Below are 18,074 nucleotides of genomic sequence, written 5' to 3'. Positions count from 1 at the left end.
CACAAGAAAAGGAGCTGCGCACTAATTAGTGCGACAGCCCCATAGAAAAAACGGAAACAAAAAATGGATCAATCTCTTTTGTGAGAATTTGATCCATTTTTACCGCATCTAAATCAGTTGTCCCAGCACCGGAAGCCTTTTCAGATAAATTCTTCCGGAAAATGCAATATGCGGCAGTTCATAAAACATACAATGCTTCGGACAGATTGGCTGATACAATGGATCCGCTACAATGATTTCTGCATCTTTCAATGCTTCTTCCATCTCTTCTTCCCCACAGATCCATCTGTCCTGTCTGCAAAGCAGACCTTCTGTTTTTTCCAGCGGGCAGAGAACTTCCACCGGACAGCCATATTTCTGTTCGATCCCTGCTGCCAGAGATTCCATGGTCACCGGTTCTCCGATCAGAGTCACTTTCTTTTGTCTGCCTGCCGCTTCAGGCTTCTTTATTTCTTCTCCCGATGCCGGATTTCTGTTTCCCTTCTGCTCCATGATTTCTTCAATTTCACCCTGCATCCGATTCTTCAGATATGGCATCTGCTCTTTTTCTTCCAGTGCTTTCGCAATCCGCTCTGTATAAGAACCAATCGGCGTTCCAACCACATACGGGGTTCCGAACTTTTCTTCCAGCACTTTCGCCGCACGAAGCCCGACCGAAGATACCACCAGATTCACCTCTGCTTCTCCTGCCTGCAAAAATGCATCCAGTTCATCTCCCATTGCCCAGGTAGACAGCACCTTCCATCCACAGGCTTTCAGGTTCTCTTTCAGCACCTCTACATGAGATACCGGTCCAAAGTCCAGCGGTGTCACACCAAGCAGATTGACGGTACGTGCCTGAATCCGTCCTGTCTTTTCCCCGGTAAATCTTTTCGCGATCTCCTCTAATGCAATTCCTGCCCCATACACATAATCATGCATTCCGTTCGTCGGTACTGCAAATGCAAGAATCCCGGTTTCTTCTTCCAGTACCTGTGCCAGTGCCGGAAAATCGGTTCCATTCATATACGGAATTGGGGATCCTGCAAGGGCAATAAATTTCGGATGCATCTCCCTTGCTGCCTCTTTGATATCATCCAGAAATTTTTCATCATTTCCCATGATCGCATCAATTTCTGTCAGACCGGAAATATAGATCAGACTGTCCTGATCGTACCAGCGGATCTCATCGTGAGTGTTGTAGGTTGAATTGCATCCGGACGGGTCGTGCATGACTGTCATGCCGCCAAGCTCATAAAGTGCAGAACACACACCGGATACATCCGCTGTATAAATTGGTATGATTCGATAAGATTGTCTCATATACAGCTTTCACACCCCCATCCTTTTCGCACAACCAAATCTTCCGTGTCTTTTTCTTCGATAAATGCTTCGGCCATAAGCTCTGCCGTCCTGCGGATCCCGTCAAATCCGTAAAGACCGCCGCCCTGTACCATATTGACAAAATACGGACTTCCTGTAAACCATGCCGCCTTCTGTCCGATCGCCAGTATTTTTTCATCCGATGTTCTCGGAAGCACACGCATTTTCACCTGGATCGTTGCAATCAACTGCAGATCCGGTGCATGCTCCTTCAGCCACTCAAATTCTGCTTTTTCTTCCGGACTGATGGAATCCAGATAGATCCGTATTACCCGGAAACCATGAGTAAGCAGAAGCTTTGCAAGTCCCAGTGGACGCGGATGGTACAGATAATCAATGGCAACCGCAGTGTCTCCGATCACCTCATGCGCCTTTTCCAGTGCCTTTTCACAGGCAGCAATTTCCTCTTCTACTGAAATCATTTTCTCCAGCTTTCCATAGCCCATTGCCTGGCAGAAATTTTCCAGCTGTGCTGTGATCTCTTTATAATCAAAGCTGCCCGGCAGATACAGGTATGGCCGTTTCAGACGCTCTGAAATCACTTCCGCACCATACTTAGATGGTGGATAAGAAGATACAAAAAGTTTTCCTTCGGAAAGTGCCAGATAGTCTTCCCAGCTTTTACATCCCGGCAGTTCCCGGAAGATTCCCTGATGTGCCCGGACGATTCGTTTCAAATCTGCATTTTTTTCCAGTGCGAAATCACTGCCGAGAAAACTCACGGCTTTCTCATCTGCTTTTCGCTTTGGAAGTGGTTCATAAATCGCCTTTCTCAGCTTCTGATCCGGTGTAGGTCCATGCTTCTGCATGATCGGATCCATATAACAGCGGATAAACGTAATCTTCGGGAACCTCTCCTCCAGTTCCTGATACACCCGTTCCAGATCGCATCCCAGAAAATGATGCAGACAGACGGTAAATAAAAGAACTGCTTTCGGTTTTTCTTCCAACTTATTCAGCACATCCGTCACGCCTTCGATGGTGATGTCCTCCAGATTTCCATTTAACAGATTCTCTTCTTTTACGATCACAAAGGAAAACCGGTCAGCCGCATTCATTTCCGCCGCTGTCAGCACCACACCTCGCATGCAGTTATCTGCACAGACATAGATCTGTCTTGCCTCCGGCATCAGCATTCCGGTATGTACGATGTTCCAGTTGCCGTGAACCGGCGAGTTAAATTCAAGTCCCTGTGCAAATGGAACCGGAAATGTGGCATCCTTAATGACTACTGCCGCGCCTTTTTCATCCACCGGATGTCCTACCCGTTTTAACATGGTCTCTCCTCTCCGCACACTGCAAGGATCTGATCTGCCAGCTTCCGGTATTCCTCTGCCATCTGAGAATCCGGTGCGTATTCCAGCAGAACCTTGCCGGCTTCTTCTGCTTCCATCACAAGTTCGCTCCGGTCAAGCCGTCCAATGATCTGCGTGTGAAAATCCTCTGCAAGCTCCCGCACCTTTTCTTCCTCTCTCGGAACCTCTCTTTTATTTAAAATAATACCGCCAAGGGAAGCATATCCCCGGTTCTTGAAATTCTCTACTGCCATTGCAATATTGGCTCCGGCATGGATCGCCATATTTTCACCGGATGTGATGATGAATACCTGATCCGCATAGCCTTTTCGCATGGGCATGGAAAAGCCACCGCAGACTACATCACCAAGTACATCATATAACACGATATCCGGCTGGTAGGTCTCATAAGCACCGGTTTCTTCCAGCTTCTCAAGGGCGGTGATAATCCCGCGTCCTGCACATCCAAGTCCCGGTGTCGGTCCACCTGCTTCTACACAGACCACACCTGCATAGCCAACCGTAACCATATCTTCCAGTTTTAGATTCTGTTGCTTCTGTTGGAACATTTCCAGTACGGTTGGAATCTCCTTTCCGTGTCGGAGCTGGATGGTCGAATCCGCCTTCGGATCACAGCCGATCTGCATGACCTTGTATCCTTTTTCGGCAAGTGCCACCGCAAGATTGGATACAGTTGTGGATTTTCCGATCCCGCCTTTTCCGTACACTGCTATCTTTTTCATTCCGCTTTTTCCTCCGCTTTCGTAATGACGTTCGAGTACGCCGTTTTTGTGGATACCCCATTCAGACGCCCGATCTTCCCTGACAAAGCACTGATCATATCTTGCGGTGCATCAATGGCGATGCTGATGATATTAATTCCCTTCTCCCGGTACGGAATTCCCATTCTTCCAATGATATACTCTCCTGCTTCATGCAGGTAATGGTTCAGTTCCTCAATCGCGGCAGGATTCTCCACAATAATTGAAATGACTGCTACTCTGGTGTCCATGAAAAGTCTCCTTTCTTTTTTGAAATATCACCGATTCCGCATTTCAGATTGTTTAGCAGATACGTGGCAGCAATTCTCCGCCCGGCTGTGGAAGAAGTGCCTGCGTTCCGATTTCTGTAGTCATGACTACTTTCCCCGGCTGCTCTGCAGTTACTTCTCCGATAATTGCCGCATTCTGTGAATACGGACATTTGTGCAGTACTTCTACAATCTTTTCTGCCTCTGCTTTTGGTGCCATAATGACCATTCTTCCTTCACATGCAAGGTAAAGTGGCTCCAGTCCAAGCATTCCGCAGACTCCCTTCACTTCCGGTGCAACCGGAACTTTTTCAGCATCCAGACGGATTCCAACATTACTCTGTCCCGCAATCTCATAAAGTACTGTTCCAACTCCACCTCTTGTCGCATCACGGATGACATGCAGATCATGTGTTGCATTTATCACTTCTTCTACAGTATGCCATAGTGGTGCACAGTCACTGGTCACATCCGCTTCGATTCCGAAGTCTTCTCTTGCAAGAAGGATCGTACAACCATGGCGTCCCACATCTCCGGTCACAATGATTGCGTCTCCCGGCTGTGCCAGTTCTCCTCCGACTTTTACGCCGTCCTCGATCTGTCCCAGTCCGGTTGTTGTGATAAATACACCGTCTACCTGTCCCTTTCCTGCTACCTTGGTATCTCCGGATACAATACGGACACCGGCTTCTTTTGCCGTTTTCTCCATTGCTGCTGCAATCTCTTCCAGTTTTTCCATCGGAAATCCTTCTTCAATTACAAATGCACAAGTCAGATAAAGTGGTTTTGCTCCCATACATGCAAGGTCATTAACTGTTCCACAGATGGAAAGCTTTCCGATATTTCCTCCTGGGAAGAATGCCGGAGATACAATAAATCCATCCGTAGATACTGCCATTTTTCCGACTGGTGGTGTAAGAACTGCCGCATCATCCGCAGTCAGATCCGGATTGGCAAAATGTGCTGCAAATACTTTATCGATCAGCTCTGAAGTCTGCTTTCCGCCGGCTCCGTGTGCCATAGTTACTGTCTGGTTGTCCATTTTATTTTCCATTTTTAACTTCCTTCTCTCCTAATCGTTTCCGTATATATGATACCGGATTGTTCCGGTGTTCCATTCTTTCGTTTCCCTGATACCGGATTGTTTCGCACTTACGTGCTCTCACAATCCTCAAAGCATTCGTAATCCGCTCATTTTTCTTCGTAAAATCGCTACTTACTCATATTTTGGCGGGGATAAAGGTCAGAAGTCTTCCTGCAAGCAAGCTTGCGTCGATGTTCCATTCCTTCGTTTCCCTGATACCGGATTGTTTCGCACTTTCGTGCTCTCACAATCCTCAAAACATTCGTAATTCGCTCATTTTTCTTCGCAAAATGGCTACTTACTCATGTTTTGGCGGGGATAAAGGTCAGAAGTCTTCCTGCAAGCAAGCTTGCGTCAGACTTCTGACTTTTATCCCCTGGTATCATACATATAGTAAGCCGAGCATGCGCCCTCGCCGGATACCATGCAGGCTCCTACCGGGTGCTGCGGTGTACATACCTTGCCAAACACCTTGCAGTCGGACGGTTTGCATTTTCCCTGCAGTACATCTCCGCAGCGGCATGCCGGATTTGCTTTTCCTTCGATCTTTGGCATATTGTATTTCTTTCTGGCATCGTATGCTTCCCATTCTTCTCTCAGCTGCATACCGGATCCCGGAATGATTCCAAGACCTCTCCACTCGCTGTCGCATCCTTCCATCAGTTCATTCACCAGCCTCTGTGCCTCACGGCTTCCTTCTCTGGTGACAACTCTCGGATAGCAGTTTACGAAGAACGGCTTTCCTTCCTGGAAGCGTACCAGTGCGACCGCAAGTGCTGTGAGCAGTTCTTTTGCCGTAAATCCTGCTACCACACCGCTGACTCCTTCTTTTACCAGTTCCTCACAAAGTTCGGTCCCCGTGATTGCATTGACGTGTCCCGGATATAAAAATACATCCGCACTGCCTTTGAGTGCCTCGTAGGCTCCCGGCATGGTCTTATTGGCAACCAGAAGAGAATAATTGGAAATTCCATCTTCCTTTGCCTGTTTAACCGAAAGGCATCCTGCAGGTGTCGTTGTCTCAAACCCAACGGATAAAAATGTCACCTGTTCTTCCGGATGATCTTTCGCATATTTTTCCGCATCTGCCGGTGAATAAACGATATGGATCTTTGCTCCTTTTTCTCTTGCTCCGGCAAGGCTCATCTGACTTCCCGGTACGCGGACCAGATCACCAAATGTACAGATCGTCACCTGCTTCTCCAACGCCAGATAAATTGCTTCATCAATAAAGCTGACCGGTGTTACGCAGACCGGGCATCCCGGTCCTGAGATCAGTTCTACCTGCTTTGGCAAAAGTTTTCGGATCCCCAGACGGAAAATTTCATGGGTATGGGTTCCGCATACTTCCATGATCCGCACTGCCGGTCCGTCATAATTTTCTATGATCTCTCTGGCTGTTCGTTTCTTTTGTTCTTCCATTACAGCAGTTCCTCCATAAGCTGACCGGTCTCGCTTTCATCTTCATCGGTGATCTTTGCGATCGCAACTCCGGCGTGGACCATGACGTAATCACCTGGTTCCAGATTCTCCAGGAGCTTGGATGAAACCTCTCTTTTTGCACCGCCTGCGTCAACGACGGCGGTTCCGTTACTGATTTTTACAACTTTTGCTGATAATCCAACACACATGTGGGTAATTCCTCCTTTTCCTCTTTTATTTGTAAGTTCTAATAGCTTTAGATTAACTTTGTTTAAAATTTTTTATGTCTGATTTTAATTTTCTAAATCTATAAAGTCTGGTTTTATTTTATCTCATGCTTCTGTAAATATGCCATTGCGTAGGCTGCCTGACCAAGTGACAATCCTCCGTCATTTGGTGGAATGAGGTGATGGTGCAGGGTGATGAGACCGTGCTTAACCAGACCTTCTTCTACCAGCCGTAGTAGTAAGCGGTTCTGGAAAACTCCACCGCTTAGGGCAACTTTCCGGATTCCGGTCTGATGACTTGCTGTGAGGGCTGCGGATATGATCTGTCTTGCAAGTTCCTGGTGGAACTCGTATGCAAGTTGTCCGGCATCTTCCCCGGCAAGACGTTTTTTTGCGAGGTTTTTGACTAATTCGCCGGTATTTAGAATCAGGCGGTCTTCTGCCGTTTCTGTAAATGGCTTAAGCATGAGGGGTTCGTATGGATGCTGCATTGTTTTTTCGTAAGCTTCTGCTGCGAACTCTAATGCCGTAGATGCTTCTCCCTCGAAAGTGGATTTTTTCCGGATTCCGAGGATAGCACTGACTCCATCAAAGAGACGGCCGGCACTGGTAGATTGAACAGCATTCAGGTGTCGTCCGGTCATTGTCACCAGTACTTTTGCCTCCGGTTCGGTGCAAAGCTCCAGTTTCTTCATCCATTCGACCGTTTTTTCTTTATCCTGCAATTCTTCATAGAGAAGAGAACCGGCAATTCGCCAGCCTTCTTTTGCAGAAAGATCTCCACCTACCTGCCAGAATGGCTTAATGCTGCCAAGTCTTTCAAATCCATCGTAATCACACCGAAGAATTTCTCCACCCCAGATGGTTCCATCCGTTCCATAGCCGGTTCCGTCAAAGGAAACTCCGATCACCGGATCTTCGCAGTCATTTTCTGCCATACAGGACAGAATATGTGCAAAATGGTGCTGTATCTTCAGAACCGGAAGTCCAAGTTCTTCCGCAACAACTGTCGCATTGTATTTCGGATGCAGATCGCATGCCACAACCTTTGGTTCTACCTCCAGAAGTGTTTCCATTCTGCCGATCGTTTCTTTTAAAGCTTCCACGGTGCGCAGATCTTCCAGATCTCCCACATAAGGGGATGGGTAAAATCTGCCGTCCACACCGATACAGAATGTATTTTTCAGTTCTCCTCCAGTGGCAAGTACCTGCCCTTTCCACGACATCTGAACCATGGTCGGAAGTGGCGCATAGCCTCTGGATCTGCGGATCATATATGGCTCGTTTTTATAAAAATCCATCACTGAATCATCGGCACGGATCCGGATTTTCCGGTTGTGGGAAAGCATACAGTCGCACAGACGGGAAAGCTCCTGAATCGCTTCTTTGTCCTCCCTGCAGATCGGTGCACCGGATGTATTTCCACTGGTCATAACCAAAAAAGACGGCATCCGGATTCCATCATCATAGGTAAAGAGAAGAAGCTGTACCGGTGCATACGGCAACATTACTCCAACCTTTGGATTACCAGGTGCAATACTTTCGCAAAGTGTTTCTTCACCATCTTCTTTTTTGTCCAGAAGCAGGATCGGTTTTTGATGTCCGGTCAGAATTTTTTCCTGTTCTTCACTAACCAAGCATTCTCTTTTCACAGATTTCAGATCTTTTGCCATAACTGCAAATGGTTTCGCCGGACGTTTTTTCAGTTCTCTGAGGCGCTTCACCGCCTCTTCATTAGTCGCATCGCAGCACAGGTGGAAACCTCCAATCCCCTTAATCGCCACAATTCCGCCTTCTGCAATGGTTCGTCTGGTGTAAATGATTGCGTCTCTTCCGCGTTCTTCTCTGCCGATCAGGTAAACCTCCGGACCACACTCGTTACAACAGACTGGCTGTGCATCGTATCTCCGGGTTGCCGGATCATAATATTCTTTTGCGCAATCCGGACACATCGGAAATTCTTTCATGCTGGTGCGCTCCCGGTCATACGGAAGGGCATCCAGGATCGTAAGTCTTGGTCCACAGCAGGTACAGTTGATAAATGGATGCAGATATCTACGGTTTTTCGGATCAAACATTTCTTCCTTGCATTCATCACAAATTGCAATATCCGGTGAGACAAAAATCTCACCTTTCGTCTTTTCACTTTCAATGATCGCAAACTCCGTAAAGTCTTCTGCTTCTTCTACCGGCTCAATATTCATTTTCAAAATTGCTGCCCGCTTCGGCGGCTTATTCTCAATATCCGAGATAAATCCATCCACTGCCGCTTCCGGTCCCTGCGCAAAGATTTCCACATACGGACCTTTATTGGACACGCTGCCCCGGATCTGATGCGTAGCCGCATGCCTGCTCACAGTCGGACGAAATCCTACGCCTTGCACGATCCCATAGACGCGGATCTGTTTTGTCACTTCATTTTTCATCTATTCACACAGTCTCCCTGACACTGCAAAATGTCTTGTATTTACGAAGATTCCCTGAAAATCCGGAACCATTTTTTCCATACATGCATCTGCGAAAATGATATCAAATCCACCATTTTTCACAAGATCGATATAATCATCTTCCTCACGCAACGACACATCCTGCGGACAGGCAAGCTCTTTTTTCCTCATAAACCAGGTTGCTGTCTGCACCTCTGCCAAATTCTCTCTTTTAAGAATTTCCTGCCGGATTGCTTCCGCCATCACCTGCTGGTGTACCACAAGGATCTTCTTTCCCTGATAGTCCAGATTCGGAACCAACTCACCTGCTGCCGGATAACCGATCTCATACGGCGTACCAAAGGTCTTTTCCAAATATTTGGCTGCTTCCAGTGCTGCCGCAGATACAACAATATTTTTGCCAGCTTCCGATGCCCTTTCTACTGCCTCAAGCCCATCGCCCATTCCATAGCAAATGGCTTCTTTTCCTTCTTTTTTCAGTTCCTCTCTTACTTTATCTGCTGCTTTCAGATCGCTTACATCCTGTGGCGTCATTCCAAGGATACCGACTTTTTCTTTGCATACCTCATATTTTTCCTTTGCAAATGCAGTAAATAATGCAAGATACGCTTTTTCTTCCCCTTTATCGTAAAGCTCCATTCCGTCGGTATCAATGGCAAGAATCGGAAGGTCGGTCTTTTTTTCACACATTCTTTTCAGTGCCTGGTAATCCGTTCCGATCACAGCCGGAACCGGAGTGCCGACAATCGCCGCAAAATTCGCATCAATCTTATCAGCTGCATCGACCAGCTTTGCGACCAGACGGTCATCTCTTCCAAGGATTGCATCCATATCACGAAGTCCTGCGCTGAATACTGCACTTTTCCGTTCAAACCATCTCGGCTCATCAAAACCGCAGACATTTCCTGTGCATCCTCCCGCGTCGCAGATGACGATGATTCCGCCAAGTTCATATAACACAGACACTGCACCCGACTGATCCGGTGCAAATGGTGTCAGATATTTTCTAAGTCCTCTCATGCTACACCTCCAAAAGGGTTTCAAACAACCGTGTCACACCTGCATAACCATAAGGCTGTCTGTCCTGATTCCAGATCACATTCGGCTGATCCGGATGATAGTATCCCGCATCCTTTCCAATGGTCATATTCACGCCGCTCTTTTCCGGATCGTAGTACAGCATGGTCGGTTCCATATTGGAAAATACCTTCGTCTCCGGGCTGAGCCGGGATAACTGGTTCAGGTAAATAAAGTTCTCTGCTGTCAGTGTTCCATAGATTTCCGGCACCTTAAATCCATATTTGATCATCGCAAGTGCCATTTCAAATGGATCTCCGTTCATGCATTCCCCAATCGCAAAGCTTGCCTCCGGCCGTTTCTCTTTGAATTTCGCCACGGTTTCTTCCGCTTTTTCACGATAAACTTCATCAGAAAATGTCACCCCAAGCACTTTCCCAAATGCCTGATACTGGCTGGCGATCTTGTCTGTCTGGTAGAGTCTCCTGAGTTCAATAAACGGAATCTGCAGACGGTTATGAAAATCCTCTGCCGCAAATCTGGCTTCCGGGTGAAGTACCAGATTAAAATTTGCCTCAGACATGGTCTGATATTCCTCATAGTCCTTGCATCTGGAGATTTCATGGATGGTCTTAACTCCTGCGCTGTGCAAAAGATCATACAGCTCACACTCATCGATCAGCGGCGAGAAAAATCCAAGCAGGTTCACCACATTTCCTTTTTTCTTCTTTGGCTCCAGAAGGGAATATAAAGACTGACGTACATGTACCATCGGCGGCTTTCTTCCTTCTCTTGTCAGCGCGTACATGTAGCATGGTCGAACCGGAAGTCCGGCTCTTTCTTCCGCTTTTCTGCACACACGCTCCATGTCCGTCCCAAGAAGAGCATCTACACAGGTAATACAGATCATCACAACGGACGGTCTCTTTTCACAGCAATTGCAGATTTCTTCTACTGCCTTCGGAATCTTTTTCAAATGACGTCCCGTTACGATATCGGTCTCGTCCATCATCAGATAGAAAAAACGGTTATCATATTCCCTCATGGAACTGATAAGCGAAGTATTTCGTCCACAGCAGCCCGGTGCCACGATCAGCATGATCGAATCCGGCACAGCAAGTCCCGCTCTTTTTACTCCGAATCCTTCTGCTCCCGGTGAGTTAAATGCAAGCGTTGCCGGTGAGCTGTAGATCAGGTGTGTATTCGACCGGAGCTGTGCCGGAATCGCATCTCTTCCCAGTTTATTTAATTCTTTTACGGTACAATAATATGCTTCTTTTGCCATACCTTCTATTCCTCACTCTTCAGTAATAACTCTGCCAGATCAAAAAATTTCTTACTGATCGCGGAATCTTTGTCCCCTTCGATCACCGTCATTCCCTGATCCTCATAGCGGATGATCTCATCACTTCTCGGGATTTCCCCGACGATCGGGATCCCGCTTTTTTCGGAAAATGCCTGTACTTTTTCCGTCTCATTTTCCACATTCCTGTGGTTCAGTACAATACCGAATACTCTGGCATAGCTTCTGTCCTCAAAATTCCTCACCGCACTTGAAATATTATTTGCTGCATAAAGTGCCATCTTTTCTCCGGAAGTTACGATCAGAACCTTTTCGGCGTACCCTTCCCGAATCGGTGCTGCAAAGCCACCGCATACCACGTCACCAAGAACGTCATAAAGTACAACATCCGGCTTATATGTTTCAAATAACTGCAAATCTTCTAACAGCTGGAATGTGGCAATAATCCCGCGCCCCGCGCATCCAAGTCCCGGTGTCGGTCCACCTGTTTCAATGCAGAGCACACCACCATAGCCTTCTTTTGCAATATCTGAAAGCTCCTCCGGTTCTTCATCCTCTTCTCTCATATAATTCATCACCGGTCTGAGCGGCTCGCCGCCAAGCAGATTGATCGTAGAATCTGCTTTCGGATCACATCCAATCTGGATTACTTTCTTTCCCATCGCCGCAAATGCTGCCGCCAGGTTGGACGTAATCGTAGACTTTCCAATACCGCCCTTTCCATAAATTGCAACCTTTAACATAATCCTTTTTCCTTTCTATAACCAAGCAGACAATTTATCGTATACACAAAAAACCCGTCTCCCAAAACGGTAGACGAGTCCCACTATACATCTTCGTATATCACCAACTGTTTCCCGCTCGGATCTACCTTGCCGTCAAAGTCTCTTGTATAAAATTATCTCCATTCAGCATTCAGATAGGAATCTTCCACTCCGTCTGCATCATTATTTTTAATTATATCTCCACGCCTATAGGTCAGTCAATTCTAACTATGTTTTATCATGGTATTTTTCTATATTTTTTCAGAACTTTTCTATGAATAACTGGTCAAATTCCCCATAAAATCTTGTAACAAACTTTATTGCAGCGTATACTACACCTATAAAACAAAATTTTGAGGAGCCCATATGATAAAAAAATTTTCACTACACTGTATAGAAAAAGTTTTATTCTTCATCGGCATTTTTCTGCTTACCAGCGAAATCCTGAAACAATTACTCCTGACCTTCGTCATGAATAATGGGCACTACAACCTGTGGTACTTCCCATTCCAGCTCTGCAGCCTCCCGATGTATCTGCTGGTTCTCTACCCATTTTTTCACACAGAACCTGCCAGAAATACCATCCTCGGCTTCCTTTCCACCTATAATCTTCTCGGTGGAATTGCCGTTTTTTTCGATACCAGTGGAATGCATTATCCGCTTCTGATCCTGACAGTTCACTCCTATCTCTGGCATATTTTACTAATTGTCACAGGAATCCTGTCCGGTATATTTCTGGTACAGAAATCTGTACCAATGACTCCTCTTTCCTGTTCAAAAAATATTAAAAGACAGCCGACTGACGCTTCTTCACGCCGTCTGCTGCCTTCTTTTTCCCGCATCACTTTGCTCTATATTCTGTTTGCTCTCATCGCAGAATATCTGAACCACATTCTGGATCCCTTTGGTGAAATTAATCTTTTCTACATTAATCCAGATTACCGGATGGAACAGATTTTCTTTTTGAAAATCGGTGAACTCTACGGAAATAATTCTGCAATTCTGGTCTATATCCTTGCGACTATATCAGGGGCTGGGATTTTGTATGGAGCCTGGAATCTCATGATCCGTTTTTATTCTTCTCATTGACATTGCTTTTGGGAAATTTCTGCTCCCTTGCTCACATACTCTGCCCCCACCTTCAAACTAAAACGCCCGGATCTTATCCTCCTCATCATCCGTCGTATCTTCAATCTTCCGTATCACAAGCTCATACGAATAATCATCGCTAACCTTCACCTTCACAGTCTCTCCTGCTTTATGCCCGAAGATTGCCTTTCCGATCGGAGATTCGGTACTGATATAATTATGAATTGAATTTCCACGAATCGAAGTAACCAGCTTATAGGTTTCTTCCTCGTCATCCTCCGGAAAATATACGGTCACACGATTATTGATTCCGGCAACACCTTCTTCGGAAGTATCGGATACAATCTCCGCATTTTTCAGCATTCTTTCCAAATACCGGATCCGGCTTTCATTCTGGTTCTTATATTTTTTTGCTGCATGGTATTCAAAGTTCTCACTTAAGTCTCCCTGCGCACGCGCTTCCTTGACCGCTTCAATGGCTTCCTTACGGATCACATGCTTGCGATGTTGGATTTCCTCTTCAATTTTCTTTACATCACTTTCTGTAAGCTGCTCACGCATCTTTCCATCCTTCTTTCTGTAAAATAATTTCCATCAAAATATGCATCCACTGATGCACCTAACACAAAGCACCTCAATTGTAGCCAATCGAAGTGCTTCGTAAAATTTTCCAATATCCCTAAAAGAAGATTCTCCGGATATCATTATACATCACAAATACCATCAGGCAAAGAAGAAGTGCCATTCCTGCCAGATGTACATACCCTTCTTTTTCCGGAGGCACCCGCTTTCCGCGGATCACTTCCACGATCAGAAATACCAGACGGCCTCCATCCAGTGCCGGAAGAGGAAGTAAATTCATCACTCCAAGGTTCGCTGAAAGCAGGATCGTCATCTGCAGAAGATTCAGGAAAATCAGCAGTGCTCCACCAGATTTGCTTTCCTTATACGTGGTATCCACCGCGCTCACAACGCCCACCGGTCCAGATAACTGATCCACTCCGATCCGTCCTGTCACAAGCTGTTTCAAACTGTCAATCGTCAAATTGATCCAGTATTTAACATTATACGCACTGTATGCGGCAGTCTCAAATACATTGGTCTTAACATAATTGCTGCTCGTAATTCCAATCAGATAATATCCACTGTCATTCTTCTCCGGGGTAACGGAAACCGTATTCTTTTCGCCATTTCTTTTGTATACAATCTTCATCGTCTGTCCCTGATGAAACTGATTGTAAGTAGAAATATCCTTGAAAATATGGATGTTCTTATCATTGATCTTTACAATCTCATCCCCTGCCTGAAGCCCTGCCTCAGCTGCAGGCGTTCCTGCATTTACTGTTCCTATGACCGGTTTGTCTACACCGACAAAGCAAATAATAATGAATGCACCAATAAAGGCAAGAATAAAATTAAATACCGGACCTGCGGCAATGACCGAGATCCTGCGCCACGGCGATTTGCTGTTGAAGCTTCCCTCTGACAGATCCTCTTTCTCATCTTCCCCCATCACACACGCACCGCCGATCGGCAGTATTTTCAGACAGTAGTCTGTATTTCCGATCTTTTTGTGTGCCAGTGTCGGCCCCATTCCGATCCAGAATTCATACACATTGATTCCATTAATCCTCGCCAGAAGAAAATGTCCCAGTTCATGGAAAAATACGATGAATCCAAAAAGTAAAATCGCCAGTACGATTCCCATTTGCTACCTCCTGCTTCTGATTCTGTCATACGTTTCCTGCTCTGTGTCCAGAATCTGTTCCACAGTCGGATTCGCAATTGTCTTATGTGCTTTCATGCAGTCTTCGATAATCTCTGTAATTTCCAGATATTTAATCTCCCGGTTCAGGAACTGGCTGACTGCAAGTTCATTTGCTGCGTTAAATACCGTTGGAAGTGTTCCACCGCATCGCCCTGCCTCGTAAGCAAGTGCAAGCCCGTAGAAGGTATCCATATCCGGCTTTTCAAAATCAAGGTGTCCGATACTCCAGAAATCCACACGTTCTCCCGGAAGAAATCTTCTTTCCGGATAATAAAGTGCATACTGGATCGGCAGCTTCATATCCGGAGTACCAAGCTGTGCGATCACGGCTCCGTCCACATACTCTACCATAGAATGGATCACACTCTGCGGCTGTACAACCACCTGCACATCATCAATATCCACATCAAAAAGCCATCTGGCTTCCATCACTTCCAGTCCTTTATTGACCATGGTCGAAGAATCGATCGTAATCTTACGTCCCATCGCCCAGTTCGGATGCTTTAAAGCATCTTCCACACGGATATTCAGAAGATCCTCCTGCTTCTTTCCACGGAACGGGCCACCGGATGCCGTAAGCAGGATCTTCTTCAATTCATTCTTTCCATGGCTTCCCTGCAGAGACTGGAAAATGGCACTGTGTTCACTGTCCACCGGAAGGATCTTCACACCACATTCCTTTGCAAGCGGCATAATGATATGCCCTGCCGTAACCAGTGTCTCTTTATTTGCAAGGGCAATATCCTTTCCGGCTTTGATCGCTGCAATTGTCGGACGGATGCCGATCATACCCACGATCGCCGTTACAAGGATCTCACTTTCCTCCATCGTGGCAATCTCCAGAAGTCCATCCATTCCGGAAACAACCTTTACATCCAGATCCCGGATCCGGCTTTTCAGTTCCTTTGCCTTCTCTTCTGTCCACATTGCCACAAGTTTTGGCTGGAATTCCCGGATCTGTTTTTCCAGAAGATCCACATTTGTCCCTGCCGCAAGCCCTGTCACTTCGATATCTTTGTTCTCACGGATCACCTCAAGTGTCTGGGTTCCTATCGAACCTGTTGAACCTAATATTGCTATTTTTTTCATTTGATACCTCCTGTCAGATTACATCAGTGCAACTGCCAGATAATAAATCACCGGAGCCGTGAAGATCACACTGTCGAAACGGTCCAGGATTCCACCGTGTCCCGGAATCAGTTTTCCGTAATCCTTGATCTCATGATTTCTCTTGATCGCAGATGCTGCAAGATCCCCGATCATGGAAATGATTCCACCAACAAAACAGATCAGCGCATATTCGCCGACTCCTGCCGAAGCACCACCCCATTTATTGATCGCAAGAGCGTAAAGTGCGCCGAGAAGTGCTGCGCCTGCAAGTCCACCGATTCCGCCCTCTATGGATTTCTTCGGGCTGAGCTTCGGTGCCATCTTATGCTTTCCGATCAGTACACCCACACAGTACGCACAGGTATCACATCCCCAAGAACATAAAAATACAAGTCCCACGAGGAAAAGTCCGTCTTTCAACAGACGTGTCTGATAAATATAGGATAACATAATCGCCACATAAAATACGCCAAAGTACGCAGTCATTACCTGTTCAGACACATATTTCGGAAAGGCAAATACATAAACTGCCATTACAAGGATCAGCAAAATGATTGCAAACATCATCAGATCTTCTTTTTTCTGTGCACGGATCAAAAAATAATAAGCAACTACACCTATATAGCCTACGATTCCGAGTGGTGCTTTCTCAATCTTTACAACCTTGTAAAGCTCGGAAACTCCGATCAGACTGATGATCAGAAGTGTTGCAAACAATACATCCCCGCCAAGGAAGATCGTTGCAAATGCAATGATAACCAGTACAATTCCGCTGAGTAATCTTGTCTTAAACATTTTCTTCGTCCTCCTTGATTCCGCCGTATCTTCTGTCTCTGCTATTATATTGCTCAATTGCTTTTTCTAATTCTTCTTTTGAAAAATCCGGCCACGGAACATCTGTAAAATAAAATTCTGTATAAGCAAGCTGCCATAACAAATAATTGGAAAGTCTGAGTTCTCCGCTGGTACGGATCAGAAGATCCGGATCCGGAATCCCATGTGTATCCAGATATCCTTCAAACAGTTCTTCTGTAATCTCTTCCGGTGCAAATCTGCCATCTGCACAGTCTTTTGTCATTTTTCGCATGGCACGGATCATCTCATCTCTGCTTCCATAATTGATCGCAATCTGGAAATTCAGTCCGTCATTATTTTTTGATGCCTCTTCCAGTTCCTTAATTCTGGTACGGATATCTTCATCCAGACCTGTCTTATCTCCGATCACACGGACACGCATCCGGTTCTTTTCCGCCGTCTTCAGACAGGTTTTCATATAGTTACGAAGAAGCTTCATCAGTGCATCCACTTCACTCTTCGGTCGACTCCAGTTCTCTGTGGAAAACGCATAGACCGTCAGATATTTGACACCCATCTTATAAGCAGCCTCACAGATCTTTTCCACATTCTTGCTGCCCTGCGCATGCCCGTAGTTTCTCGGCATTCCCTTTGCTTTCGCCCATCGTCCGTTACCGTCAAGGATAATGGCTATATGCTGCGGTACATTCATCTTTTAACCCTCTCTTGATTGATACTAAATTTGCTGATATAAAAAAGGAAAAGAGGCGCCAAACATCTCGCCGCCCCTTATCTTTCCTTCTTATACTGTCATAACTTCTTTTGACTTTGCATCGACTGCTGCATCAACTTCCTTGATGTATTTGTCAGTCAGCTTCTGAATCTGATCTTCAAGATCCTGAATTTCATCCTCTGAAACGTCTGTGCCTTTCAGCTTCTTGAATGCATCATTTCCATCACGGCGGATGTTACGGACTGCAACCTTGGATGCTTCTCCTTTTTTCTTAACATCTTTCACCAGTTCTTTTCTTCGTTCCTCTGTCAGTTCCGGGAATACCAGACGGATAACAGTACCATCGTTTGTTGGATTGATTCCGATATCAGACATCAGGATTGCTTTCTCAATATCTTTGATGATCTTCTTTTCCCATGGCTGAATCTGAATCATACGTGCTTCCGGAACAGAAATGTTCGCTACCTGCTGGATTGGTGTCGGTGTTCCATAATATTCTACCGTTAATTTGTTCAGAATATTCGGGTTTGCACGTCCTGCACGGATAGAAGCAAGCTCTGTATCCAGTGCATGGATGGTTTTCTGCATCTTTTCATCGTATATTTTTAATTTTTCGTTCATATGTTAT

General features: G+C 45.9%; 18 protein-coding genes. 1 reads left to right on the top strand and 17 read right to left on the bottom strand.

Translation table 11 applies throughout. The features are described 5' to 3' along the window. Nucleotides 1-108: 108 nt before the first annotated feature. From PG766_RS12980 to PG766_RS12930, 11 genes are all read right to left on the bottom strand, one after another. Nucleotides 109-1,302: a nitrogenase component 1 gene (locus PG766_RS12980; RefSeq protein ID WP_118199440.1), complete on the bottom strand. Its 1,194-nt coding sequence runs from the start codon at nucleotides 1,300-1,302 to the stop codon at nucleotides 109-111. Continuing rightward, nucleotides 1,299-2,639 (bottom strand): nitrogenase component 1, encoded by a 1,341-nt coding sequence (locus PG766_RS12975; RefSeq protein ID WP_270590950.1) that lies wholly within the window; start codon nucleotides 2,637-2,639, stop codon nucleotides 1,299-1,301. The genes PG766_RS12980 and PG766_RS12975 overlap by 4 nt, the downstream gene beginning before the upstream one ends. Next, complete coding sequence (locus tag PG766_RS12970) at nucleotides 2,633-3,400, bottom strand: nucleotide-binding protein (protein WP_118199438.1); 768 nt, start codon at nucleotides 3,398-3,400, stop codon at nucleotides 2,633-2,635. The genes PG766_RS12975 and PG766_RS12970 overlap by 7 nt, the downstream gene beginning before the upstream one ends. Continuing rightward, nucleotides 3,397-3,669 carry a TM1266 family iron-only hydrogenase system putative regulator gene (locus PG766_RS12965; protein WP_008372338.1) on the bottom strand — a complete coding sequence of 91 codons (273 nt, stop codon included), beginning with the start codon at nucleotides 3,667-3,669 and terminating at the stop codon, nucleotides 3,397-3,399. The genes PG766_RS12970 and PG766_RS12965 overlap by 4 nt, the downstream gene beginning before the upstream one ends. 52 nt (nucleotides 3,670-3,721) lie before the next feature. Further along, on the bottom strand, nucleotides 3,722-4,741 hold the full coding sequence (gene hypE, locus PG766_RS12960) for a hydrogenase expression/formation protein HypE (protein WP_118199437.1): 1,020 nt from the start codon (nucleotides 4,739-4,741) through the stop codon (nucleotides 3,722-3,724). A 399-nt stretch (nucleotides 4,742-5,140) separates the two neighbouring features. Beyond that, nucleotides 5,141-6,193: a hydrogenase formation protein HypD gene (hypD, locus tag PG766_RS12955; protein WP_022220583.1), complete on the bottom strand. Its 1,053-nt coding sequence runs from the start codon at nucleotides 6,191-6,193 to the stop codon at nucleotides 5,141-5,143. After that, on the bottom strand, nucleotides 6,193-6,402 hold the full coding sequence (locus PG766_RS12950; protein WP_118199436.1) for a HypC/HybG/HupF family hydrogenase formation chaperone: 210 nt from the start codon (nucleotides 6,400-6,402) through the stop codon (nucleotides 6,193-6,195). The genes hypD and PG766_RS12950 overlap by 1 nt, the downstream gene beginning before the upstream one ends. Nucleotides 6,403-6,515: 113 nt before the next feature. Then, nucleotides 6,516-8,846 carry a carbamoyltransferase HypF gene (hypF, locus tag PG766_RS12945; RefSeq protein WP_270246123.1) on the bottom strand — a complete coding sequence of 777 codons (2,331 nt, stop codon included), beginning with the start codon at nucleotides 8,844-8,846 and terminating at the stop codon, nucleotides 6,516-6,518. Further along, nucleotides 8,847-9,887: a nitrogenase component 1 gene (locus tag PG766_RS12940; RefSeq protein ID WP_118199434.1), complete on the bottom strand. Its 1,041-nt coding sequence runs from the start codon at nucleotides 9,885-9,887 to the stop codon at nucleotides 8,847-8,849. It abuts the gene before it with no gap. 1 nt (nucleotide 9,888) lies between these two features. Continuing rightward, on the bottom strand, nucleotides 9,889-11,169 hold the full coding sequence (locus PG766_RS12935; RefSeq protein WP_118199433.1) for a nitrogenase component 1: 1,281 nt from the start codon (nucleotides 11,167-11,169) through the stop codon (nucleotides 9,889-9,891). Between the two features lie 5 nt (nucleotides 11,170-11,174). Next, entirely contained in the window at nucleotides 11,175-11,930 is a 756-nt protein-coding gene (locus PG766_RS12930; protein ID WP_118199432.1) for a nucleotide-binding protein, read from the bottom strand. A 387-nt stretch (nucleotides 11,931-12,317) separates the two neighbouring features. Here PG766_RS12930 and PG766_RS12925 point away from each other — a divergent pair, with 387 nt between their 5' ends. Beyond that, entirely contained in the window at nucleotides 12,318-13,040 is a 723-nt protein-coding gene (locus PG766_RS12925; RefSeq protein WP_118199431.1) for a hypothetical protein, read from the top strand. 57 nt (nucleotides 13,041-13,097) lie between these two features. On the opposite strand, the gene greA is transcribed toward PG766_RS12925, so the two are convergent. From greA to frr, 6 genes are all read right to left on the bottom strand, one after another. Next, nucleotides 13,098-13,601, bottom strand: a complete 504-nt coding sequence (gene greA / locus PG766_RS12920) for a transcription elongation factor GreA (protein ID WP_008372359.1) — start codon at nucleotides 13,599-13,601, stop codon at nucleotides 13,098-13,100. A gap of 118 nt (nucleotides 13,602-13,719) precedes the next feature. Then, nucleotides 13,720-14,748 (bottom strand): RIP metalloprotease RseP, encoded by a 1,029-nt coding sequence (gene rseP / locus PG766_RS12915; protein ID WP_055248262.1) that lies wholly within the window; start codon nucleotides 14,746-14,748, stop codon nucleotides 13,720-13,722. Nucleotides 14,749-14,751: 3 nt separating this feature from the next. Continuing rightward, nucleotides 14,752-15,897, bottom strand: coding sequence for a 1-deoxy-D-xylulose-5-phosphate reductoisomerase (locus tag PG766_RS12910; protein WP_118199430.1), 1,146 nt, complete (start codon nucleotides 15,895-15,897; stop codon nucleotides 14,752-14,754). An 18-nt stretch (nucleotides 15,898-15,915) separates the two neighbouring features. Next, nucleotides 15,916-16,713 carry a phosphatidate cytidylyltransferase gene (locus PG766_RS12905; protein WP_008372362.1) on the bottom strand — a complete coding sequence of 266 codons (798 nt, stop codon included), beginning with the start codon at nucleotides 16,711-16,713 and terminating at the stop codon, nucleotides 15,916-15,918. After that, the gene (locus PG766_RS12900; protein ID WP_055248260.1) at nucleotides 16,706-17,425 is read right to left on the bottom strand and encodes an isoprenyl transferase; all 720 of its coding nucleotides are present in this window, start codon (nucleotides 17,423-17,425) and stop codon (nucleotides 16,706-16,708) included. Before PG766_RS12900 ends, PG766_RS12905 begins: the two co-directional genes overlap by 8 nt. Before the next feature lie 90 nt (nucleotides 17,426-17,515). Beyond that, complete coding sequence (gene frr, locus PG766_RS12895; protein WP_008372365.1) at nucleotides 17,516-18,067, bottom strand: ribosome recycling factor; 552 nt, start codon at nucleotides 18,065-18,067, stop codon at nucleotides 17,516-17,518. Nucleotides 18,068-18,074: the final 7 nt, after the last annotated feature.

The organism is Coprococcus sp. LG101-27, from assembly GCF_027695515.1.
GTDB classification, from domain to species: domain Bacteria; phylum Bacillota; class Clostridia; order Lachnospirales; family Lachnospiraceae; genus Allocoprococcus; species Allocoprococcus comes.
The sequence above is the reverse complement of the archived record's forward strand: the minus strand, read 5'-3'. Positions and strand labels throughout refer to the sequence as shown.